The 23938-nt window shown below is 33.7% G+C and carries 17 protein-coding genes; 10 read left to right on the forward strand and 7 right to left on the reverse strand.

Features of this window, described 5'->3' with window-relative positions:
- Positions 1–68: 68 nt before the first annotated feature.
- The 5 genes from EW093_RS06545 to EW093_RS06570 form a co-directional block, all read right to left on the reverse strand.
- Positions 69–1046, reverse strand: a complete 978-nt coding sequence (locus EW093_RS06545) for a helix-turn-helix transcriptional regulator (protein WP_149567618.1) — start codon at positions 1044–1046, stop codon at positions 69–71.
- Between the two features lie 459 nt (positions 1047–1505).
- A complete protein-coding gene (locus tag EW093_RS06555) occupies positions 1506–3089 on the reverse strand; it encodes an IS1182 family transposase (RefSeq protein WP_149567619.1) in 1584 nt (527 codons plus the stop codon).
- A gap of 120 nt (positions 3090–3209) precedes the next feature.
- The gene (locus tag EW093_RS06560) at positions 3210–3452 is read right to left on the reverse strand and encodes a response regulator (protein ID WP_149567620.1); all 243 of its coding nucleotides are present in this window, start codon (positions 3450–3452) and stop codon (positions 3210–3212) included.
- Positions 3449–3682, reverse strand: coding sequence for a sensor histidine kinase (locus tag EW093_RS06565; protein WP_149567621.1), 234 nt, complete (start codon positions 3680–3682; stop codon positions 3449–3451). The genes EW093_RS06560 and EW093_RS06565 overlap by 4 nt, the downstream gene beginning before the upstream one ends.
- A gap of 14 nt (positions 3683–3696) precedes the next feature.
- The gene (locus EW093_RS06570) at positions 3697–5259 is read right to left on the reverse strand and encodes a sensor histidine kinase (RefSeq protein ID WP_149567622.1); all 1563 of its coding nucleotides are present in this window, start codon (positions 5257–5259) and stop codon (positions 3697–3699) included.
- Between the two features lie 97 nt (positions 5260–5356).
- On the opposite strand from EW093_RS06570, the gene EW093_RS06575 reads away from it, so the two are divergent.
- Positions 5357–7753, forward strand: coding sequence for a beta-glucosidase (locus tag EW093_RS06575; RefSeq protein ID WP_149567623.1), 2397 nt, complete (start codon positions 5357–5359; stop codon positions 7751–7753).
- 14 nt (positions 7754–7767) lie between these two features.
- Here EW093_RS06575 and EW093_RS06580 read toward each other — a convergent pair whose 3' ends face one another.
- Entirely contained in the window at positions 7768–8649 is an 882-nt protein-coding gene (locus EW093_RS06580; protein WP_149567624.1) for an AraC family transcriptional regulator, read from the reverse strand.
- Positions 8650–8821: 172 nt separating this feature from the next.
- Here EW093_RS06580 and EW093_RS06585 point away from each other — a divergent pair, with 172 nt between their 5' ends.
- From EW093_RS06585 to EW093_RS06620, 9 genes are all read left to right on the forward strand, one after another.
- The gene (locus EW093_RS06585; RefSeq protein ID WP_149567625.1) at positions 8822–11224 is read left to right on the forward strand and encodes a WD40/YVTN/BNR-like repeat-containing protein; all 2403 of its coding nucleotides are present in this window, start codon (positions 8822–8824) and stop codon (positions 11222–11224) included.
- A 46-nt stretch (positions 11225–11270) separates the two neighbouring features.
- Positions 11271–11888, forward strand: a complete 618-nt coding sequence (locus tag EW093_RS06590; RefSeq protein ID WP_149567626.1) for a hypothetical protein — start codon at positions 11271–11273, stop codon at positions 11886–11888.
- A 79-nt stretch (positions 11889–11967) separates the two neighbouring features.
- Positions 11968–13374, forward strand: a complete 1407-nt coding sequence (locus tag EW093_RS06595; protein WP_149567627.1) for a hypothetical protein — start codon at positions 11968–11970, stop codon at positions 13372–13374.
- A 9-nt stretch (positions 13375–13383) separates the two neighbouring features.
- Positions 13384–14844 carry a hypothetical protein gene (locus tag EW093_RS06600; protein ID WP_149567628.1) on the forward strand — a complete coding sequence of 487 codons (1461 nt, stop codon included), beginning with the start codon at positions 13384–13386 and terminating at the stop codon, positions 14842–14844.
- Positions 14845–14906: 62 nt separating this feature from the next.
- Positions 14907–15122: a hypothetical protein gene (locus tag EW093_RS17475; protein ID WP_223111660.1), complete on the forward strand. Its 216-nt coding sequence runs from the start codon at positions 14907–14909 to the stop codon at positions 15120–15122.
- Complete coding sequence (locus EW093_RS06605) at positions 15119–16084, forward strand: glycoside hydrolase family 5 protein (RefSeq protein WP_223111661.1); 966 nt, start codon at positions 15119–15121, stop codon at positions 16082–16084. The genes EW093_RS17475 and EW093_RS06605 overlap by 4 nt, the downstream gene beginning before the upstream one ends.
- A 96-nt stretch (positions 16085–16180) precedes the next feature.
- Complete coding sequence (yicI, locus tag EW093_RS06610) at positions 16181–18457, forward strand: alpha-xylosidase (RefSeq protein WP_149567629.1); 2277 nt, start codon at positions 16181–16183, stop codon at positions 18455–18457.
- A gap of 114 nt (positions 18458–18571) precedes the next feature.
- Positions 18572–19933, forward strand: coding sequence for a GH1 family beta-glucosidase (locus EW093_RS06615; RefSeq protein WP_149567630.1), 1362 nt, complete (start codon positions 18572–18574; stop codon positions 19931–19933).
- Between the two features lie 50 nt (positions 19934–19983).
- The gene (locus EW093_RS06620; protein WP_149567631.1) at positions 19984–23094 is read left to right on the forward strand and encodes a transporter substrate-binding domain-containing protein; all 3111 of its coding nucleotides are present in this window, start codon (positions 19984–19986) and stop codon (positions 23092–23094) included.
- On the opposite strand, the gene EW093_RS06625 is transcribed toward EW093_RS06620, so the two are convergent.
- Positions 23091–23903, reverse strand: a complete 813-nt coding sequence (locus tag EW093_RS06625) for a helix-turn-helix domain-containing protein (RefSeq protein ID WP_187759861.1) — start codon at positions 23901–23903, stop codon at positions 23091–23093. The genes EW093_RS06620 and EW093_RS06625 overlap by 4 nt on opposite strands.
- Positions 23904–23938 lie beyond the last annotated feature (35 nt).

The following is a 23938-nucleotide window of genomic DNA, read 5'->3' on the forward strand; positions in this document are numbered from 1 at the left end:
ATTGTAGTAGAGGATTTTTTAATCAAATACCCACAAATTCAAGATAGATATCATATAGAAATTAGATACTAACTCTCTAACTTTCGGTATTCTAGAGGTGACATTCCTGCATATTTTTTAAATTTAGTATGAAAATAATCTACATATGAGTATCCTACTTTCTCCGCAACTTGGTAGACTTTATAACCTTGGGATAGATATTTTTTTGACATTTCAACCCTATATTTATCTAGATAGACGCTAAAACTCTCACCAACTTCCGCTTTAAAAACCTTTCCAAGGTAGGCACTGTTATAGTTTAGAACTTGGGAAAGGTCCTTTAGTTTAAGATTATCCATATAGTGATTCTCCACTATAAATTTCATATTTTTGACAAGAGTTTTACTAGACTGAATATCCTGTTTATCTATAGCGTTGTATAAAATACCTGTTATCTTATCCTCCAGTTCATATAATCTAGTGCAGCGCTGAATTTCCATTATAATATCACTATTACCTGGAAGATTTGCTCTAGATAGTTTATTAGCCTCTACCACAGCAGTTAACGCCCCAAGGGTTAATCTACAAAACCAATCCTTTACCATACTCTCTGAAAAACTTTGATTTATCATTTGATGGGAGAAATTATCTAACTCTATTTTTATTCGATGTTCGTTTCCAACCTCTATTAGCTTTTGCATAACATCTATAGTATCCTCTAGGCTAGGTTCTAATCCAATTAGAGTTGGGTATACTCTAAAAAACATCTTGGAAGTAATGCCCTTATATGTGGAGAAAAATCGATTATCCATTAGATCTTCTAAATCGTCCAAGGAGTTTGGTAAGTCTTCAATATTGTGAACAACCCTGCCGATACAACCATCATAGTTTTGTCCTTTTAGAAATTTTGTAAATAATTTGTTTATTGTTTTTATTCCTGCTGCTCTTAAGTAGTAATTTTTTAATAAAACTATATTTGGGCTTCCAATAATTAAAACAACACCTAAGTCCTCTTTTTTTATCCAATCTTCAAATCTTTCCTCTTGATCTTTTGGGATATTAACCATTAGTAGCTGATAACTACTCCAGTTTATCTCCCTTGGCTCAATATTTGGGATTTTTTCTGTAGATAGCCCTAGATAGGATCTAAAATAACTTTTAATTTTTCTATCCTGAGTTACAGGATTATTAGACTTCTCAGCTTCTATTATTTTTGCAACACTATTTAGACTCTCTATTAGCTCCTCCTCATCAATAGGTTTTAACAGATAGTTATCAGCATGATAGTTAAGAGCCTGCTTAATATAGCCAAAGTCCCTATGGCCTGTAAGTATTATAAAATGGGGGCTGTTGCAAAAGTAATATTTTGTAACAGTCTTTTTTGTTTATAAACATAAAGAATATAAATTATGATAAAAATTGTATAAAAACGGAAGAAAATCCTCTTCTAACAGCTTTTTAATTTAAAGTTAGATTGTAATACCAAATAAAATGAGACGACTTATAATAGTTATCAACTCTAAAGTCTAAGCGGAATTTTCAAGGGTATGGTAAAATGGGATACCAAGTTCATTTCTTGCTAGTCTATAACCCAAGTGAATAATATTCATAGACATACACATCAGATTCCAATCTGTATGTATACCTTTAATCCCTTTTCTTAAGAACCTTTTAAATGACCAGTTATTTTTTATCTGTGCAAAAGCTCCTTCAGCTTGAATACTTCTGTTAACCCTTATCTCTTTACCTAAGGGACTAGAAATCCTTTCAGTAGATTTTCTCTGAAACTCTGCAAGAGTATGATTTATCTGTACCTGTTTATATTTTGCTTTACTTTTTTTCATACAGGCAGATTTTACAAGGCAACTTTTACACCCTCGTTTACATCTGTATACATGCGTAACTTGCTCATTACCATACTTATCCTTCTTAACTTTCAGATGTTTTAGAACTAACTTTTTACCTCTAGAACAGATGAAACAATCATTGTCCTTATCATAGGTCATATTATCCTTTAGCCCAATGTCTGATTTTACTTTCCTCTTTTTTGAGTGTTCATATTTCATTGGCTTTATATATGACTCAATGTCCCTTTTTTCCAATGCCTCATGGTTGTGCTGACAATCATACCCACTATCAGCACAATATTTTTTATACTTCCAATCTATTCTTTCATGCATGTGGTCGATAGCTGGAATCATTGTTGCATAATCAGTTCTGTCTGAACTAGCGTAGTTTCCAACAATATAACCTCCATCAACTAGAACCTGAAGATTATATGCAGGTTTCAATTGTCCATTCCGCATATGGTCCTCTTTCATCCTCATAAAAGTAGCATCGGGATCAGTTTTACTCATACTATTTCGCTCGGGCATAGCATCTAGTTGACTCTTATAATCCTCTAATTTCTTTAAATATATGTTAGTATCTCTAAATATTCTCTGTTCCGCTGTAATCCGATGACCACGTCCTGTTTTATTTGGCTTCAGGTTATCAGTAGTTCCCATTAAATACTCTATTATACTTTTTAGAGCATCTTCGGGAGAACTATTCTCTAATTCTATTGGATATAAGTTTACAGATTCATGTATTATTTCTTCTATATGATTTATTAGTTTAGGAAGGTTCTTTTTAATAGATTTTTTCCAAATAAATGTATATCTGTTAGCTTTGGACTCAATTTTGGTTCCATCTTGGAAAACTATATTTTTTGTTAATTCTCCCAAAGATCCGAGACGATTAATTTGCTGATAAAAAAGGTTGTCTATTGCATCTGAGTGCTGTTGTATGAATCTATCTATGGTTGAATGGTCAGGAGCTTTTTTACCATCAAGAACTTTTAATAGAAAGAGATCTCTCTTGCATAACTTCTCGGTATCACGAGAGCTATACTTTCCCTGTGTTCGAGCATATAGAAGTATCAGCATCATTGTATAACTATCCACAGCAGGAGGTCGTCCAGACTTTTTCTTAGGTTTTTCAAATTTACTATAATCTAGACCCTGTAACATAAGCATTAGTGCCGCTTCATGATCTGTTACTTTTAATGGAATAGAAATATTTAAGTCTAAATATGATTGTTTATGATTGGAAAAGTCTGTAATATACATTTACGTGCTCCTTTTTGATGTCAACAACCAAATTTTAGCACGTTGGGACTACTTTGTGGTCCCTTTTATTTTGAAAACTACTGAAAATCACGTTTATAAATAAAAAAAGGCTGTTGAAAGTCATAATGACTTTTGCAACAGCCCCATAGATCTAACCTCTTTAATAACTTCAAGACCACTTTTACCCGGCATTCGTATATCAATAATACAGACTTCTGGCTTAAGGGTATTTAACTTTTCTAAACACTCTTCTCCATCCCTAGCATCTGCAACGATCTCAAAACCAAGACTTTTCCAATTTATTATGGTTTTTAACCCCTCACGGATTAATCTCTCATCATCAGCAATTATCAGTTTAATCATAATACTCTCTCTTTTGGAATTACAAATTCGATTTTAACACCACCTCCATTTGGTTCGGAGATACGTAGTCCATACTCCTCTCCAAATGAGAGTCTTAACCTCTCGTTAACATTTCTTATACCAATCCTTGTTCCATTATTTTTAGGAATTGTAAAAAGATGTTTTAATTTTTCTTCAGAAATACCTGGCCCATTATCTTCAATGCATATGGCCATATCTTCACTCTGCATTTTTATTTTTAATTTTAATTCCCCTCCCCGGGTTTCTTCTCTATTCCATGAATAAGGGCATTTTCAATTAGTGGCTGTATTAGTAAAGGGGGCATCATTACTTCTAAACATTCATCTTCCACATCTATATAATAGTCAAAATTACTGTCTAATCTAAATTTTTCTATTTCTAAAAAACTCTTTATTATTTCAAGTTCATTTTTAAGGGAGAACCAAGAACCTTCTACTTCTAAAACCCTTCGCATTAGACGGCCTAACTGCTTAACTATGTTGGCAATCTCTGGTTGGCTGTCCATATGTGCCTTCATTCTAATTGCCTCTAAAGAGTTAAAGAGAAAGTGTGGATTTATCTGACTTGCGAGCATTTGAAGCTTTATCTCGTTTTGGTGATTCTCTAAGGCCCTTTTTTGTCTATTTGTAATATCTATTTGGGTAACAAGCCTATTAATATTTTTAACCATGTTATTAAAGTGGTGTGCTAACTTCCCTATCTCATCCTTCCCATCTATCTCAATGAATGAGTGAAAATGTCCATTGGCTACAATATCCATAGACTCCTGAACCCTTATTAATCTTCGAACTAGTATTGAATATAGAATATAGAGGGCTAAACTAGCTATTATAACAAGCAGTATTATAGAACGAAAACCAAATAACCATACCTCATTAGCCTCCTCTATAATTGAAGAGACAGAAAAAATAGAGAAGATCTTTACCCCATTACTAGAGTTTTCTGTGGTAATATCATCTACAATCATATGGTACTTCTTATTATCAATCAAAATATTATACTGACCTTTAGCCTCTCTCAAATTCGGAAATTCCTCCTCAAATTCATAATAACTATTACTCTTTCTTCCAGCATTATTTGTGGAAATGATTTTTCCATACTCATCAACTATAAATGTTTCATATGACTCTTTTGAGAAAAGATTATTTAGTCTTTTTGTATCTATATCAATAACTAACACAGCATAATTTCCATGCTCTTTAAAGTATAAAGTTCTAACTAAACTTAGGTTTGTATTATTTTTTTTAGTAATATCGCTAAAGGATAGCCATGTGTTTTGTCCGTTAGAGCCTAAAGCTCTTTTATACCAAGCTCTATTAATAATTTCATTGTTTACAGGTATAAACTCCCAGTTATTTAACATTGTATTATTATCTACATAGATTTTTATAGCAGTAATTTCAGGATAATCATTTATATACTCTCGAAAAGTAGTAAATTCTCTATATGTCTTAAAAACCTCTAAACTACTTTGATACTCTCTATTTACAATATCTCCTATAGTGTACATTAAAGAAACTTTATCAGATATGGTTAAAGCCCTCTGTAGAGCCTCAGTTGTACTAGATTTTGATCTAACCATATTCTCAAGGGATTGATTATAAGCTTTATCAATCATAATATCCCTAAAGTGTTGAACCATAAATGAAGTAATAAATGTAAATGGTAGTATAATTAATATAAGAAAGCTAATAACCATCTTTCCCCTAAGGCCTAAATCGTTAAAAGTTCTAAGTAGTCTATTTTGCATATAATTATATTTACATAGGTTTCTTATTTTATCCAACAAATAAGTATCAAAATATAAAATCTCTAATTTTTAGGGTATTTTTAGTCTATTTTATTCCGTATACAACTTCTACCTCATCCCTAAAAATATAGTCATGATTGATGGACATTTAAAAAGGGTTAAACCCTTAGTTGAAAGACTAACACTAGAGAATAAGATAAACTTAATGTGCCAGTACCAGGAAGATATACCTGAATTGGGAATTGGTAAATATAAACATGGAACAGAAGCGGCCCATGGTATATCCTGGCTAGGGAAAGCAACTATGTTCCCTCAACCTATCGGTTTGGCAGGTACTTGGGATAAAGAACTTTTAAAAAAAGTTGGTGAAGTTATAGGGATTGAAGCTAGAGGATTTTATGCTAGGGACCCAGAAGTAAACGGACTAACACTATGGGCTCCAACAATTGACTTAAATAGAGACCCAAGATGGGGAAGGACAGATGAGGGGTATGGAGAAGACCCTATATTAGTGGCAAATATGGCGTCCGCCCTTATTAATGGGATCCAAGGTGATGACCCTAAGTATCTAAGAGCTGCAGCAACTTTAAAACATTTTTATGGTAATAATAACGAGATTGATAGAGGATTCTGCTCCACTAATATATCTGAGAGGATAAAACGTGAGTACTACCTAAAAGTTTTTAAGCTTGTTATTGATAAAACCCAGGTTATGTCTATGATGACTGCTTATAACTCTGTAAATGGAGTCCCCGCAAATATACACCCTGACCTACACAACATTGTAAGAGACGAATGGGGATGGCCGGGGTTTGTAGTTAGTGATGCAGGAGATGTTTTATCATTAATAAGTGAACATAAATATGTTGAAAATACTGTTGATGCAGTATCTTTATCCATTAAAGCTGGTATTGACAGTATAACTGATGACCACGATATTAGTAAAAAAGCTCTTAGAGAAGCCTTAGATTGTGGAAAACTAGTGGAAGAAGACTTAGATAAAGCCATAACCAGGGCTCTTTTAGTTAGGTCTATGATAGGAGAATTTAATAAAAACAACCCCTATTCCAATATTACAGAGGATATTATAGGAGCCGAGGAACATGGGAAAGTAGCTCATGAAGCATCTAAAAAGAGTATTGTATTACTAAAAAATAGTAATAAGATACTACCTCTGACTTCAAAGGATACTGGAATATCTCTATTGGGTAACATGGCGGATAGAATTTATAGAGATTGGTATAGTGGAGAATTTCTGTATGAAGTAACTGCTGATAAAGCTTTTAAAAACAATTATGCTAGAGTCTCTGTATGTGATGGTAACGATAGAGTTACAATACAGGATAATACTTCCGGCCTATATCTTTCTCATGATGGATCTTTTACAAAGGAACCAACAATTTTTGAAATGGAAGAGTGGGGATGGGGGGCTACAACCTTTAGATACCCAGAGACAAAAAAATATTTAACAAGTTTAGATAACTCAATATCCTGCGAAGCTGACTCTATCTTTGGGTGGTTCACTAAGGAAGTTTTTTATACCAAGCAGAGTGAATCAACACAGATCATTACATGGAATAATGTTGATACATATGTAGAAGATGCAAAGTTAGCTTTTAAACATAAAGGTGCAACTGATGGGGATATAGGGATTTCAGCATCAACACCCCTTAATCCTGTCTATGCAGGAGAAGGTAACTTTTCTATAAAACAAGTTTCAGATGGAATATCTAAAGCAGTAGAAATGGCTGAAAATACTAAGTACCCTATTGTTATAGTAGGGAATCACCCATTAATTAATGGTAAAGAGACAATTGATAGGCACGATTTAGTTCTAGCTAAGAGACAGATAGAATTGGCCAATAAAGTAATAGACATTAATAAAGATGCAATATTAGTTTTAATTGGTAGTTACCCATTTGCCCTAGGAGAATTAAAAGAAAAGTACAGCACTATCCTCTATGCATCACACCTTGGTCAGGAGTTTGGAAATGCAATAGTGGATGTTATATCCGGGAAAGAAAATCCAAGTGGTCGACTACCTCTAACCTGGTATAAATCATCTAAGGATTTAGGAGATATAATGGATTATGAGCTCCCAACTGGGGGAAAAACATACCTTTATTATAAAGGTGATGTGGAATATCCATTTGGTCACGGTTTAAACTACTCTAATATAGAGTATTCTGATTTAAAGGTTAATAATAAAACAATTAGGAGTAATGATAATATAGAGCTATCTTTTAAGATAAAAAACAGTGGCCCCTATGATGCTAGAGAAGTTGTTCAGATATATATTAAACATTATGGAAACAGAGTTATACGTCCAATACAACAACTTGTTGATTTTGAAAAGGTACTTATTAAAAATGGAGAGTCCAAGATTATTGAGTTTGTTGTAAGTGCATCTGAGTTTAACTACTGGGATGAAGATAGTAATAAATTTCAATGGGAGAAGGGTTATGGAGAGATATTTATTTCCAAATCATCTAGAAATAACATTTTAAAACAAAAATTAGAACTAGCTTAATTATATCTACTGGGCTAATTATTTTTAGTCCGGTAGACTTTAGGTGTTACTCCTGTCATTTTCTTAAAAATCTTAATAAAATAACTAATATTCTCAAATCCTACCTCCTCGCTTACAATTGAGATAGGTTTATCACTATCTTTTAGTAAGGATAGAGATGTATTTATCCTATAGAAGTTAAGATACTCAAAAACTGTTTTCCCTACAAGGGCTTTAAAAGTTCTACAGAAGTAGGCTTCACTCATCCCAGCAGCAGAGGAGATATCTCTTAAACTTAGACTCTTTTCATAGTTTTTATGCATAAATAGAAGAGCATCCTTAATATTCTGTTTTTTATTACTCTTTTTTTCTATAGGAATATTGGAAATGATCTCTTTACCTAAACTCTTAAATAATATTGAAAAAATCTTTAGTAGCTCAATTTTGATCTCTAACTCATACAAGGAACTCTTTTTTTTAGCTATTAAGTCAATTTCTTTAAGAATATTGATAATATATAGGTCATCCTCATTACTGCTTTTTAATATTTTTCCTTGCTGAGCTAGATAGTTCAAGACAGGGTCTATATATAATATATTAATTCTATCATTATTTGCGCCAGAGATAAGATTAGGGTTAACTACAACTGCTATAAAACTGCAACTTCGACCACTCTTTGTTTTAGCTCTATGTAGTGTTCCCCCATTTATTATCACTCCATCTCCCTCTTCTAGCTCTATTTCATTCTCATCTAAATAGAAGATTCCACACCCCTTAGTTACAATTAGAAACTCTAGTTCGGAGTGCCAATGTAGGTCTAAAACTATTGAGTCTTTAGGGTAGTTTAGGCTGTAGGTTGCAAGGGGGAAAAGAGTATCTCCGTGTCTTCTTTCCTCTAGGGTTGTTAATGATCTCATGGTTTTAATGTTAACATTTTATATAAAGAAATAACATATAATTTTTAGTTTATAGATATCACTAATTATTCTTGTACTTTTGATAAGTTTTATATGAAAAGATATCTATTTCTCACTGTATTCGATTCCTAAATTCACCATTTATCCTTAATTAATAACAAGGAGAATTATCATGAAGAACAGGATGAGGAACATATTTTTATTAATTGTTTCACTCACAATTATCACCGGTTGTACAACAACAACAAGAAGCTCATCAGAGAAAAAATTAAACAGCAATAAACTACCTCAATACACCCAAGAAGGGTGGAAAAATGTCCGAATAGTAGGCGGAGGTTACATTCCTGGCTTTGTTTTTAGTACAAAACAAAAAGATTTGATTTATGCAAGAACAGATATGGGAGGAGCCTATAGATGGAACCCTGAAAATAATTCATGGTTACCTCTTACTGATTTTGTAGGGGTTGAGGATTATGGGAGACTAGGAATAGCAAGCATCGCTACTGACCCAGTAGAACCTAATAGGCTAGTTATTGCCGCTGGAACCTATACAAATGATTGGGATCCAACAAATTCACAAATGCTTGTTTCGGAAGACTATGGAGATACATTTTTAAGGGTTGATATGCCATTTAAAATGGGAGGAAATATGCCAGGGCGTGGTGCTGGTGAAAGGTTAGCCATTGATCCGAACAGTAATAATATAATTTATTTTGGCTCTAATGATGCAGGTTTATGGAGAAGTGAAGATTATGGGCATACCTGGGCTGAAGTTACATCTTTCCCTACTCCTGGAAATATTTATGATGGAAACTTTGAAAAATTTGCAGGAGGATTTAGACACTTTTTTGGTATAGTTTGGGTTATGTTTGATCCAGCATCAAATAGTGAAGCCAATGGCTCTCAAAACATATACGCTGGAGTTATAGACACAGAATATACCATTCTTGAATCTAATGATGCAGGTAAAACCTGGCACCCACTAGAAGGGCAATTAGATAATATAAACCCCAATTTTAAACTTAATGAGGAAGGTGTTTATGCTCAATGGGATGAAAACCCTGATACAGGGAAGTACTACCCAATAAAGTCTACATACTCATCTGATGGGGCTATGATAATTTCATATAATGCTGGAATAGGACCATACAGTTCAAGTTTTCAGGGTGGAGCAATATGGAAATACACCTTTGCAACAAAAGAGTGGAAGGATATATCTCTACCTAAACATGACTTCGATCCAAGCTATGTAACAACTGACAGAGGGGTTGGTAGTGTATCGGTTCAATGGGATAACCCTAAAGTATTGGTTGCAACTACTTTAAATGAGTGGTGGCCGGATGAAATTATATATAGATCCACAGATGGAGGAGAGAACTGGGATCCTATTTGGTATATAGATAGTTATCCTGAGAGAATAAATAAATACTCTATGGATATTACAGAAGCACCATGGCTAGATTGGGGTGGAGAAAAGACGCTGCCAGAACAATCCCCTAAGCTTGGCTGGATGTTAACAGATATTGAGATTGATCCCTTTAATCCAAACAGAATGATGTATGGAACAGGGGCAAATGTTCATGGAACTAATAATTTAACAAATTGGGATAAAAATAAAAAGATAAAAATAGAAGTTATGGGACTAGGGATTGAAGAGACTGCAATATTAGATCTTGTAGCTTCTCCTTTAGAAGATGGACCTATTCTCTACAGTGGGATGGGGGACATAGGTGGATTTGTTCATTGGGATTTAAATAAGTCTCCCAATATGATAGTAAATCCACAAGTTAGTGCTATTAACAGTATTGATTATGCCGAACAAAAACCAACCTTTGTTGTAAGAATGGGTGATGGGAAACTTGGAATATCTGAAGATGCAGGTAGAACATGGAGAAACTCCGAGTCCATTATACCAGGGATAGAAAGTGGATGGAGTGGACAGATAGCAGTATCTTCAGATGCATCGACAATTTTATGGGCTCCCTCACAGGGAAAGGATGTCCACTACTCTCCAGATACTGGAAAAACATGGATTAAAAGCCAAGGAATACCAAGCAATGTGAAAATTGTTTCAGATCGGGTTAATCCTAATAAGTTTTACGCTATTTCAGACAGTATTTTTTATTCTAGTAATGATGGGGCAAGAACATTTGAAATAATAAATGACACTACTTTTGTAACAGAAAACAGTGACTTAAAAACAGCTTCTGACCTAACTTCAGTTGTAAACCACGAGGGCGATTTATGGTATGCAGGAGGGAAACAAGGACTCTTTCACTCTACAGATGGAGGTGTTACCTGGGATGCAATTCAATACATTGATGAGTGTCCAATAATTGGTTTAGGGAAAGAAGCACCAAATGCAAATTATCAAACTCTTTATACAAACTCAAAAATAGATGGCCAATGGGGTTTCTATCGATCAGAGGATATGGGATTAAGCTGGACAAGGATTAATGATGATGAACATCAATTTGGAGCAGCAAACTCTACAATTACTGGGGACCAAAGAGTTTATGGAAGAGTTTATATTGGAACAAATGGTCGAGGGATTCAATATAGAGATCTTAAATAATTTATTAAAACCCCTCATAGAGGGGAAAAAATAGAAGGAGTCAAAAATGACAAAAAAATTATTTGTAAAAATTATTGTAGTACTTTTTTCTTTAGTAGCTATAGTTGCATGTGGAAATCCCGCGGATACCAGCGTAAAAGATGATCAAAAAACTGATCCAGTATTAGTATCATTAGCTGGGACAGAGATTACGAATGCAACTTTGACAACAGAGATTATTAGTGAAAAAAGTAGTGGAGCTGAATTAACAACATTAGATGGTTCAGATGTCATTAAAGTGTCATCAGCTGCTATAGATGATGGATATGAGATTAGATGTGAAATTATTTTTGATCCGGCATTAGATCTAAGTACTGCAACAACAATTTCCTTTAAAACGCTAATGTCTTTCGATTACTCTTTTATTAGTATCAACACAGAAAATAGTGATACAACATTAGATGATTTAAATACAATGATTACAGACTGGCACGGAGCACAGGCTGAATTATATGAACACTCTTATACTTTAGCAGATCAACCGAGTCAAGACTGGGCAGGAACTCCATGGGCAAATACAACAAAAAAAGTTACTAAAATTGAGTTCTACTCAACTGTAACAGCGGAAAATTATTTATCACCAGACTTTGATACTGCTAACATAAGTGAAGTAGCATTTAACTAATATCATTTCTAAATAAAACCCATTACAAAGACTTTCTTTAATGGGTTTTGTCATAAAACAGAATTACAAAGGATACAAAATGAAAAAATCAGGAATTATTATCTTGGCTTTAATATCTTCGTCACTACTATTTGGTGAGACATTAAAAACAGGAGATACAGGAACTTTAGGAATAGAAACTTCAACTACTTTCAGTGCAGACTTAAATGATGGATCAACAGGATTAGAGACGAAGGCTGGTATTGAGGCGATTTTTAATCTATTCCCCAAAGAGGATCGGGGTCTAGCTCCTGAAGATAGTAGTACACCCGCTGTTAGAATTGAATTAATTGATTCATCATTTAATTGGTGGAATAAGTATAAAACTGTGGGGGGAAACCTTGAACAGGATGATTTTAATTCTTGGACATCACAACCCCTTGTACTCACATTTGAAAGTTTAACTACTGATGTAATTTGGAAAGATTATTACTTTAGAGTAGCAGGTTCTAAACCAGAAATGGTTCTAAACTCATCATCTTTAAAAACAATTTTTGATGATGTTATGGATGCATCAAAGAACAGATGGTATATAAGTAGAAAAAAAGCACTATATTATAGTGATAGATACAATAAGTTAAATCTTCCTCTTTTAGGTGATGAACTTAAAAGGGATCTTGTAAGTCTCGATTTTTCAGACGAAGTTACAGGACAACTAGGCTTTGGAATTGAGAAAGAGAACTTTAATCTAGATACTCTTATAGGTTCACTAGGCAATGGAGTTGATAACAATAATAATGCTTGGGTTTTTAGTATAGACACAGAAATAAATCCTACTGATAATTTAGAAATTTCCACAGATATATTACTAGGTTTAAACCTTGGCTTAGATAAAACAATAACTCCTAAGGCTTACCAAAACCCAATAGCAGTTGGCCTTGGAGCAAAATACTTAGTGAACCCAGAAAGTAATATAAAAGCTCTTCCATTTTTAGGTTTTGATGCAGTTTATGAAACAGATTCATCAGAATTTAACTGGGAATTTGGAGGAGGGTTATTTTTATACTTCTCGGATATAGAGAAATTCACTTCCCATAGATCAATAGATATGGATGAAGTTATTACCCAAGGTTTATCAATTTCTGTAAATTACGATAACAATAAGAAGTCAAATTTAGTATTTTCTTGTTTTGAAGACACTTCTAAAGGTTCACTTTTTGGAAATTTAGGAGGCTTTATCGAGTTTGAAGCTACAAATATACTTGAAGTATCAAATTTAATATGGGCAGTTGCGACCCAAGGAGAGTTCCTGATTAAAGATAAATATCTTCCATATTTAAGGGAAACAATAACTCCAAATTCTGGGAATACTCTTTACAACACTGTAGTGGGATTAAAAGCAACGCCATTAAAAAATCTAACTCTTGATATTAAGTATGAAAGAGAAGATACACACACAACAAATAGTAACGGATTAATTAGTTTTGAATTTAATATAAGCCTTTAGGAGAAAGAAATGGATAAAAAGATATTTTATATACTACTTATGCTGATTCCTACAATACTAATGGCTCAGATGACAACTGATTATCTAGGAGGCAACAACTTTAACATAGAAACATCAACTATTTTTTCCGGTGATTTAAATGATGGCTCAACAGGTTTAGAGACAGCTATGAGTATAGGATTATGGTTTGAGTTTATGGGTTACTCTGATAGAGGGATATTACCATTAAAAGATGAATTAAGTGTGTCTTTAACTTTAACAAACTCTGCGTTATATGCATGGAGAGGATATACTTTAGAGTCTGGAGAATATGTTTCATTTACCCCGGATGATGTAACTTCTGATCAAGCAGATAGTATTTGGTTCGATAACATATCTGCAGAGTTAATGTATGGAGATTTTTGGTTAAAAACAACAGGTTTATCTCCAGAAATATCTGTTTCACAAGCATCAATTTTCTCTGTTTTTGACTCAATTATGGCAAATACTACAGCCAGTGATAAAAACCCAATGCCTCTCCCATTATTTAGCCAAGGGAATTGGTATGTTGATGGAATTATGTCAGTAATTGGCCGGGACTTACTAGGAGCTGTTAATGTACCTAAAAACAGACAGGTTCCAGTTGGAGGTCTTCTAAGTAGTGGTTATGATGGTGAAGATTTTCAAATAGATGTTTCAGCAGGATCATGGACAAATGGAGTTGATAATAATGAAAACGCATGGGTTTTTGGATTAAATTTCAACTGGAAGCCTACACTAGACTCAACTTTAGAATTTAGCAGTCTAGCTGCATTTAATTATGAGAATATAATTGATGAAGATAATAATTTGACTGTTATAAGTAAAAATCCTATTGCTGTTGGACTAAATTATGAAAGGAGAGTGAAAATTGGTGAAAAAAGTATATTAAAACCAGTAATTGGAACTGATATATTTTATAACCAAGAGCAGAATAACTTAGAATGGGAAGTTGGTGGAGGATTAAAAATATATCAACATGGTTCTAACAATTCCTACTACTATGAAGTCTTAGGAGGCTCTGGGGATGTGGGACTTTTTATTGCGGCCAATATAAATCAAGATAACCAAGTTAATAGTATTATTACATTTAATGAAGACCCCAATTTATCTTTTATTCCTAAAACTGGTGGTTTTTTCCAGATTGAGTTAATGAATATAACAGAGATAAATAACCAAGACTTTTTGTGGGCAGGAGTAGGTCAAGTTGAGCATCTAATTAATGATAAGGCGACTGTATATATCTTCGAAAAATATATTCCAGGAGATGTTGAAAATAAAACATATTCTAAAGAGATAAAAACATTTAACTCCAAAATAGGACTAAGACTACTAATTACGGATAATTTTGACATTGATATATCCTATGAAAGAACAGATATATTAAATAAATTTACAGATGATGTAGTTGATTTAGGACTAATCTCTACAATGTTTAGAATAACTATGTAATGGAATTATATAGATAGGGAATGCCTAATGGTATTTCCCTCTTTTTATGAAAGTTGGAATTAATGAATACAAAGAAAAAACCTATAATAGTCGTCCTAATTTTAATAATGCTTAGCGGGTGTAACACAGGGAATACGAACTTTGATGAGAAAACACCTAACATTACAGGAATGGAAAGTTCTGCCACACAACTTGGGTCAAAAATGAGTTTAGGATGGAACGTTGGTAACAGTTTAGAGGCAATCGGGGGGAGACTGCTTGGGGAAACCCTAAAGTGACAAGGGAGTTAATTCAATTAGCTAAACAAAATGGTTTTAACTCTATTAGACTTCCTTGTGCATGGGATCAATACATTATTAATGAAGAAACTTATGAGATTGATGAAGATTGGCTAGAAAGGGTAAAAGATGTTGTTAAATACTGTATAGATGAGGATCTATACGTATTATTAAATGTTCACTGGGATGGAGGCTGGTTAGAAAACAACTGTACAATAGACAAACAAGAAATAAATAATGAAAAACAACAAGCAATATGGTCTCAGATCGCAACATATCTTAGAGATTTTAATGAAAAGTTATTATTTGCTAGTGCTAATGAACCAAATGTAGATAATGAAGAAGAGATGGCTGTTTTGAACTCGTATCACCAGACATTTATTGACACGGTACGTCAAACAGGTGGTAGAAATGCCTATAGAGTTTTAATTATCCAAGGACCATCTACAGATATAGAGAAAACTCTGAATCTAATGAATGTAATTCCTACAGATAAAACACCAGATAGGTTAATGGTTGAAATTCATTATTACACACCATGGAATTTTTGTGGAATGGAAAAGGATGAAGATTGGGGTGATATGTTCTACTATTGGGGTAGTGGTAACCACTCATCAACGGATACTATTCATAACCCTACTTGGGGAGAAGAATCAACCATAGACCAACTTTTCAAATCTATGAAGACAAAGTTTGTGGATGAAGGTATACCTGTTATCATTGGAGAATTTGGGGCAATACGACGAACAAGATTAAGTGGTGAGAGTTTAGAACTACATCTTAAATCTAGGGATGATTATCATAGAAATATTGTTAATAAAGCTACAGAATTGGGGCTTATACCATTTTACTGGGATAATGGAGGAACTGGAGATAATAGTACAGGTATATTTTATAGAAATAAAACTCAGATTTCTGATCAAAGAACTATAAACGCCCTACTTTCTGGATTAGCACATTAAAGCAATATAGTATTATTTTTTGGCAAGATAAGAGGACATATAAATCATTCTAAGCATTATAGTATTATTATATAAAGTTAATAAAGGAGACAACCTGTGAAATTCACAAACGGTTTTTGGTTACTTCAAGATGATGTAACAGTATTTAGTCCAATGGAAGTTCGGGATGGTGTAGAAGATAATAATAAATTAACCCTTTTTGCTCCCTCAGCTAAAATTACAGGTAGGGGTGATACCCTAAACAGACCACAACTTACTGTTGAGCTAACATCCCCTATGGAAGATATTATTAAGGTTAAAATGTATCATCATAAAGGTGGAATAGATAATAGCCCTAAATTTGAACTAAACGAAAAAAGTGTAAAGCCTATAATACAAAACAAACAAGACTCTGTCTCTTTTAAATCAGGAAACTTAGAATTCTCTATCAAAGATAACAAAAAATGGGAAACACAGATTAAATATAGTGATAAAGTTATTACAGGAAGCCAGTTAAAAGGTGCAGGTTTTGTAAAAAAAGATGATGGTTCTAACTATTTTAAAGAGCAATTAAACTTAGATGTAAACGAAACGATATATGGTCTTGGAGAGAGGTTTACTCCCTTTGTTAAAAATGGACAAGTAGTTGACACATGGAATGAAGATGGAGGAACATGCAGCGAGCAATCATATAAAAGCATTCCATTTTATCTATCTAATAAGGGTTATGGAATATTAGTAAACCATAGTGAAAAAGTATCTTTTGAAGTAGGGTCAGAAATTGTATCTAGAGTGCAGTTCTCTGTTCCCGGGGAATCTATAGAGTACTTTATTATCGGAGGGGAGACTCTAAAAGATGTTGTTAAAAATTATACTAGCTTAACTGGTAAACCAGGACTACCTCCAGCATGGTCTTTTGGCCTATGGTTAACAACATCTTTTACGACTAGTTACGATGAAGATACTGTAAACTCATTTATTGATGGTATGTCAGATAGGGACATACCACTGCAAGTTTTTCACTTTGATTGTTTCTGGATGAAAGAGTTTCAATGGTGCGACTTTAAATGGGATTCAGAAGTTTTCCCAGATCCAGAAGGGATGTTAAAAAGATTAAAGGATAAAGGTCTTAAAAACTGCTTATGGATTAACTCATATATTGCTCAGAAATCATATATGTTTGATGAGGGAGCACAAAACGGTTATCTTGTTAAAAACCCAGATGGATCAGTATGGCAAACTGACCTGTGGCAGGCAGGAATGGGGCTTGTAGACTTTACAAATCCAGATGCAACAAAGTGGTATCAAGAAAAATTAAAAGAGCTAATAAATCAGGGTGTAGACTCTTTTAAAACTGATTTTGGCGAGAGGATTCCAACTGATGTAGTCTATTTTGATGGTTCTGATCCTGTTAAAATGCATAACTACTATACTTACCTATACAATAAGGCTGTATATGAAGTTTTATTGGGAGCTAAGGGTGAAAAAGAGGCGATGCTATTTGCTAGATCTGCTACAGTTGGTGGACAAAAATTCCCTGTTCACTGGGGTGGAGATTGTTCTGCGACATACACCTCAATGGCTGAATCCCTAAGGGGAGGATTATCCCTATGTCTATCCGGGTTTGGTTTCTGGAGCCACGATATTGGGGGGTTTGAACAGACAGCAGAGGCGGATCTATATAAAAGATGGGCAGCTTTTGGACTACTATCAACCCATAGTAGACTTCACGGTTCAGAGTCATACAGAGTTCCGTGGAATTTTGATGAAGAGGCTGTAGATGTTGTAAGATTCTTTACTAAACTAAAAAACAGCTTAATGCCATACCTATATAACAGTGCAATTTACACATCTAATACTGGGGTTCCAATGATGAGAGCAATGGTTTTAGAATATCCAGAAGATCCAGCATGTAAGTATTTAGATACGCAATATATGTTAGGAGACAATCTTTTAGTAGCCCCTATATTTAATGATAAGGGAGATGTTTCCTACTATCTTCCTAAAGGAGAGTGGACATCTCTAATAGATGGGTCAATAAGAGAAGGAAGTAAGTGGTACAGTGAAAACTACGACTATATGTCTATCCCTCTAATGGTAAGAAATGGCTCTGTTATCCCCATGAATAGTGGAGATAAAACTACAGAGTATACCTACTCTAAGGGTGTAATCTTAAAAGCTTTTAACTTTAAAGATGGTGAGAGTGTAAAAACTGTAATAAATGAGAGTGACTACTCAGTTTCATTAGAAGTAACAATCAGTAGAAGTGGGGATAGTTTTATTATTAAAGCAGAAGGAGATACATCAGAGTGGAGTATTCAGTATAATAGTGGGAAAATTATAGATCTATCTGGTTTAAAAAATAAAACATTAAGCCTAGATCAGTTAAGATAGTTTATACTAAGGGGGTGTATATACTCCCTCTATTCATCTTTTAACTCTTTAATATCTAGTTTATAATGTTTACCTAAACATTCATTGGCTATTTTAAAATAAAAGGAAAAAATTATGGGTTTTAAAAAAGATTTTTTATGGGGTGCTGCGTCAGCTTCATATCAGATAGAGGGAGCATGGGATAAGGATGGGAAAGGGATGTCTACCTGGGACCACTTAACAGAAAAGCCTGGTGCGATATATCAGGGACACACCGGCAAAGTAGCATGCGACCACTACCACAGGTATAAAGAAGATATAGCATTAATGAAAGAGATGGGACTAAAATCCTATCGGTTCTCAATATCCTGGCCAAGGATTCTCCCAGATGGAATAGGAAAAATAAACCAAGCTGGATTGGATTTTTATAGTGATCTAGTTGATGAGTTATTAGCTAACGATATAATACCATTCCCAACACTATTCCATTGGGACTTCCCCTACGAACTCTATTTAAAAGGAGGCTGGTTAAATAGAGAGAGCTCTAATTGGTTTGCAGAGTATACTAAGGCTGTAGTAGAGAGATTATCAGATAGAGTTAATCACTGGTTCACTCTTAATGAGCCCCAAGTATTTGTAGGACTTGGTCATATAACAGGAGAGCATGCCCCAGGCTTAAAACTTCAAAAGAGAGATATAATAACAATAATCCACAATGTTTTACTAGCTCATGGGAAAAGTGTAAAGATGATTCGAGAGTTCTCTAAATTAGAAGCAAAAGTTGGGATGGCCCCAGTGTGTAATGTATTTATACCAGCAGATAATAACCCCAGGAGTATAGTTGCTGCAAGGGAAGCTATGTTTAGTAATAACAATGGAGAGCACTTCTCAGGTTGGTCAAACACCTGGTGGTTAGACCCTGTCTATTTTGGAGAATACCCTAAAGATGGGCTATTGGAAGCAGAGAAATACCTACCCCCTACATGGAAGGAAGACCTAAAAACTATTAGTCAGAAAGTTGATTTTCTAGGTAACAACCACTATCAGGGGTCCTATATTAAGGCAGATGAGAAGGGTAATCCAGAACATCAAAGACCTGAAATAGGAGAAGCATTAACAGGATTTAACTGGAGAGTAACCCCTGAAGGACTCTATTGGGGACCGAAATTCCTTTATGAGAGATACTCTAGTCCTTTAATTATTACAGAGAATGGATTATCGAATAAAGATTGGGTAAGTATTGATGGAAAAGTTCACGATCCACAGAGGATAGACTTTACCCACAGATACCTTAGGGAGTATAAAAAAGCGGCTGAAGATGGAGTAGAAATAGAAGGATATTTTCACTGGTCAATAATGGATAACTTTGAGTGGGCCTTTGGATATAAAGAGAGATTTGGTTTAATCCATGTAGATTTTAATACCCAAAAGAGAACAATAAAAGATTCTGGTTATTGGTATAAAAAAGTTATAGAGAGTAACGGAGAGAATCTTTAAAAAAAGAAATAATAGTTGTAAAAAGGAAAAGGCTTCATATACTTTTGAATATGAGGCAAAAGTTTTTTTACACAACATTTATTTTATATTTAATTTTTATAACTCCACAGTTGTACTCACAATCAGTTGTCGCAGGGTGTGAAATTTCATACCCTCCCTACTCCTTTGTTGACAACAATAATAATCCTCAAGGTTTTTCAGTAGAACTACTAAATGCAGCATTAGAAGTTATGGGTTATGGCTACAAATACCAAATAGCACCATGGAGTGAAGTATTCCAAAAATTAAAAAATGGGGGCATCGATGTACTACCTGTAGTAGGGATAACACCTGAAAGGGAAAGTATATTTGAATTTACAATTCCATATCTAACAATGCATGGTTCATTTGTTGTAAAAGAAGGTAGCATGGTACCAAAGAGGCTAGAGCAGCTAGAGGATAAAAGCATTGCAGTAATGGAAAGTGATAATGCCCAAGAGTATCTTGATAGTCATAAGGATTTGGGCTTTTCTACAATATTAACAGAGACCTTTGAAGAAGCACTAATAATGTTATCTAAGGGGGAAGTTGATGCTGTTCTTATACAAAGATATTTAGCACATCAATTAGTAAGTCAGCTGAAATTAGAGAACTTAATAATCTCTGATAATCTAGTTGAAGATTTTAAACAAACTTTTACTTTTGCTGTAACAAAGGGAAATACAAAGCTGTTAAGTATACTAAATGAAGGGTTATCAATAGTAATAGCAAATGGTACATTTGAAAAACTTCAAAGCAAGTGGTTTTTAGCAAATTATAAGCTAAGAGACTCGGGAAGATTGTTAATTTTTGGAGGTGATAATAACTATCCTCCATATGAGTATATTGATAAAAATGGTCAACCTGCCGGTTATAATGTAGATTTAACTAGGGCTATCGCCAGAGAGATGAATTTAGAAGTATATATACAACTAGGCCAGTGGAGTGATATCTATAACAAACTAAACAATGGCGAAATTGATGTTGTTCAGGGACTATTCTACTCTAAAAAAAGGGCTAAAACCCTAGCATTTTCATCCCCCCATACTGTAATAAAACATGTTATTGTCCATAGGGAGGATGAGTATAAAAATTTAACAAAGGATAACCTTGAAAACCTAAATATAGTTGTAATGAAGGGTGATATTATGGAGGGGTATCTTAATGACCAAAATATAAATAACAATATAATATTGGCAAAAAACTATTCCCACGCTTTAGAACTACTATCAAATGGTGTTGGAGATTGTGCCTTGTTAGCACAAATCCCAGCTAACTACTGGGTTAAAAAAAATGGGATAAAAAACATTATAGTTGGACATAATGCGGTATTATCCCCTGAGCTTAATTATGGAACAATGGATTATAATAATAAACTTCTACTATCAATAAATGAAGGGTTATCCATTTTAAAATCAACAGGTGAGTATAGAGAGATTTATACAAAGTGGTTTGGAGAGCTAGAAACTACAAGTTCCTTAAATCTACAACCAATAAAAAGGGTTTTAATATATCTATTAGGTCCACTAACTCTAGTAGTTATACTTGTAATAATTTGGCTTAGATCCCTTAAGGTACAAATTAGAAAAAGGACTCATGAACTACTATTAAGTGAAAAAAAACTAGAAAATATTATAAATAGTGTTTCCTCTTTTATTTTTGTAATTGATATAAACAATAAAATTATTCATAGAAATAATGTCGATATGAAGATTGTAGATGTAAAAAAAACTCCTATAATTGGTAGCTCATATAAAATCCTAAGTTTTATGAGGGATATCGATTTAGATGAAATTTTCTTTAGCAAGCTGAACTCTAAGGACTATTTTCAAATAAAACATACAACAAAGGTAAATTTTTCAGATTATGATAATAATGAACAGTGGTTACAGGTAATTCTAACACCATTAGATGAAGAGATATTTAATTCTCCAGTTGTTATTGGAACAGCAACAAATATAACAACATCAATAAAACAGGAAGAGGAAAACATCAGTCTACAAAAGCAACTACTACATAAGAGTAAAATGGATGCTGTAGGTCAGTTAGCAGGAGGTATATCCCATGACTTCAATAACGTTTTAAGTGGTATAATTAACTCTGCCCAACTAATTAAAATGACTCAGAAGTACTTAGATAATAAGGGGTTAAAATATGTAGAAATGATTTTAAAAGCTTCAACCCATGCAGAATCCCTAGTATCAAAACTTCTATCATTTAGTAAAAATACCAAGGAAGCAGAAAAAAGTGTAGATATCCACAAAATGATTAAAGAGACAGAGGCTATATTGCAAGAGACAATGGACAAATCCATAACTCTAATAACAAAATTAGAAGCTGAGGATTACAATGTTTTTGGGAATGAGTCTAGTCTCCATAGCAGCTTACTTAATCTCTGTATTAATGCTAATCATGCAATGAAGGGAGGAGGAAGATTATTAATCAAAACTGAAAATATACGCTTAGATGTGGAAGATTGTAATAGAATTGATTTTGATCTAAAGCCTGGTAAATTTATTCTTATTAAAATTGAAGATAATGGGATAGGTATGAAGAGGGAAGTTCAAGAAAGAATATTTGAACCTTTTTATACAACTAAGGGTCTGGGGGAAGGAACAGGTCTTGGTCTAGCTGCTGTTTATAATACAATACAAACCCATAAAGGTTTAATTGAAGTCGAAAGCGATTATGGTTATGGTACATCCTTTAAAATATATATTCCAACATCCCAAATAGTTGAAGAGAGGGAAGAGACAAGTAGCAGTACCGTAGAGAGAGGAAAGGGGAGAATTCTTTTTGTTGATGATGAGGAGATAAATAGGATTCTAGCTAAAGATATATTAGAGTCCCTTGGTTATAGTGTCATTTTGGCTAATGATGGGTTCGACGCAATAAATATCTATAAAGATAAAATGGAGAATATTGACTTAGTAATTTTAGACTATATGATGCCTCGAATGAATGGGAAGGAAACATTTATCAATCTAATGGACATTAATACAAATGTTAGGGTCATACTCTCTACTGGGTATTCAGACTCTGAGGCTGTTAACTTTATGAAGAGTCATGGACTGAATTTTATTATAAAAAAACCGTATAAAATAGCGGAATTAAGTGGGGTGATCAAAAAGTTATTATCTTAAATAAACTTGTAGGTCTCCCTGTACTCCCTGGGTGTAAATCCACTTTTCTTTTTAAAAAAACGGGAAAAATATAGAGGATCTTGAAATTTCAACTCTCTAGCTATTTCTGAAACCAGAAGATCACTATTTATTAGTAAATCACATGCTAGAGATAGTTTTAAGTCCCCAATAAATCTATTTGGAGCAACACCAATATACTTTAACCAGTACCTTCTAAATGTAGGTAGAGCCATTCCGTTACTACTGGCTATCAAGTTAAAATCAAAATGACCTAATGGATCAGCCTTAATATTTTCAGCTATTTTATTAATAAATTTCTCCTTAGATGAAGTTTTATCAGTTGGTATGTATAGGAAAGACTCATTTATACACCTCCAACATAGTAGATCTAACCTATCAGCAGGGAAAATAGTATTTTTTGCCTTAAGTAGATGTTCAATTTCATATAACAACTTTGAACACTTCTGAAAACTATTTAACTTAAGAACTGGTTTATTAATATTAAAAATCCCACTATTAGTTAGAAGGTCATAATAACCTGCCTTATACATAATAAAGTACTCATCCCAGGTATCATCTGGTCCATAATTATTTGCTTCCCCAGGCCACTGTATTAATATAGCTGGAGCGGTAACCCTTATTTTTTGCCCTTTAGAAACATACCATCCATCTCCCCTTAAAATAAAAGAGAAATTACATGAGTTAAATGTCTGATACACTGTCTCAGTTTTGTTTATGATAAATCCAAAATCTGAAACCTCAGGGAGAAGTTTAATCTGTCGGTTATAGTGTCCTGTAAAATAGATCATTTTGTCCATATTATATATTATTTCATCTATTTTAA

The sequence above is a fragment of the Thiospirochaeta perfilievii genome (genome assembly GCF_008329945.1).
GTDB lineage: Bacteria > Spirochaetota > Spirochaetia > DSM-2461 > DSM-2461 > Thiospirochaeta > Thiospirochaeta perfilievii.

Bases quoted from the DNA above. Each gene is read 5' to 3' on its own strand.
- EW093_RS06545 (WP_149567618.1), bottom strand. From the start codon at position 1,046: ATGGTTAATATCCCAAAAGATCAAGAGGAAAGATTTGAAGATTGGATA.
- EW093_RS06555 (WP_149567619.1), bottom strand. From the start codon at position 3,089: ATGTATATTACAGACTTTTCCAATCATAAACAATCATATTTAGACTTA.
- EW093_RS06560 (WP_149567620.1), bottom strand. From the start codon at position 3,452: ATGATTAAACTGATAATTGCTGATGATGAGAGATTAATCCGTGAGGGG.
- EW093_RS06565 (WP_149567621.1), bottom strand. From the start codon at position 3,682: ATGCAGAGTGAAGATATGGCCATATGCATTGAAGATAATGGGCCAGGT.
- EW093_RS06575 (WP_149567623.1), top strand. From the start codon at position 5,357: ATGATTGATGGACATTTAAAAAGGGTTAAACCCTTAGTTGAAAGACTA.
- EW093_RS06580 (WP_149567624.1), bottom strand. From the start codon at position 8,649: ATGAGATCATTAACAACCCTAGAGGAAAGAAGACACGGAGATACTCTT.
- EW093_RS06585 (WP_149567625.1), top strand. From the start codon at position 8,822: ATGAAGAACAGGATGAGGAACATATTTTTATTAATTGTTTCACTCACA.
- EW093_RS06590 (WP_149567626.1), top strand. From the start codon at position 11,271: ATGACAAAAAAATTATTTGTAAAAATTATTGTAGTACTTTTTTCTTTA.
- EW093_RS06595 (WP_149567627.1), top strand. From the start codon at position 11,968: ATGAAAAAATCAGGAATTATTATCTTGGCTTTAATATCTTCGTCACTA.
- EW093_RS06600 (WP_149567628.1), top strand. From the start codon at position 13,384: ATGGATAAAAAGATATTTTATATACTACTTATGCTGATTCCTACAATA.
- EW093_RS17475 (WP_223111660.1), top strand. From the start codon at position 14,907: ATGAATACAAAGAAAAAACCTATAATAGTCGTCCTAATTTTAATAATG.
- EW093_RS06615 (WP_149567630.1), top strand. From the start codon at position 18,572: ATGGGTTTTAAAAAAGATTTTTTATGGGGTGCTGCGTCAGCTTCATAT.
- EW093_RS06620 (WP_149567631.1), top strand. From the start codon at position 19,984: ATGAGGCAAAAGTTTTTTTACACAACATTTATTTTATATTTAATTTTT.
- EW093_RS06625 (WP_187759861.1), bottom strand. From the start codon at position 23,903: ATGATCTATTTTACAGGACACTATAACCGACAGATTAAACTTCTCCCT.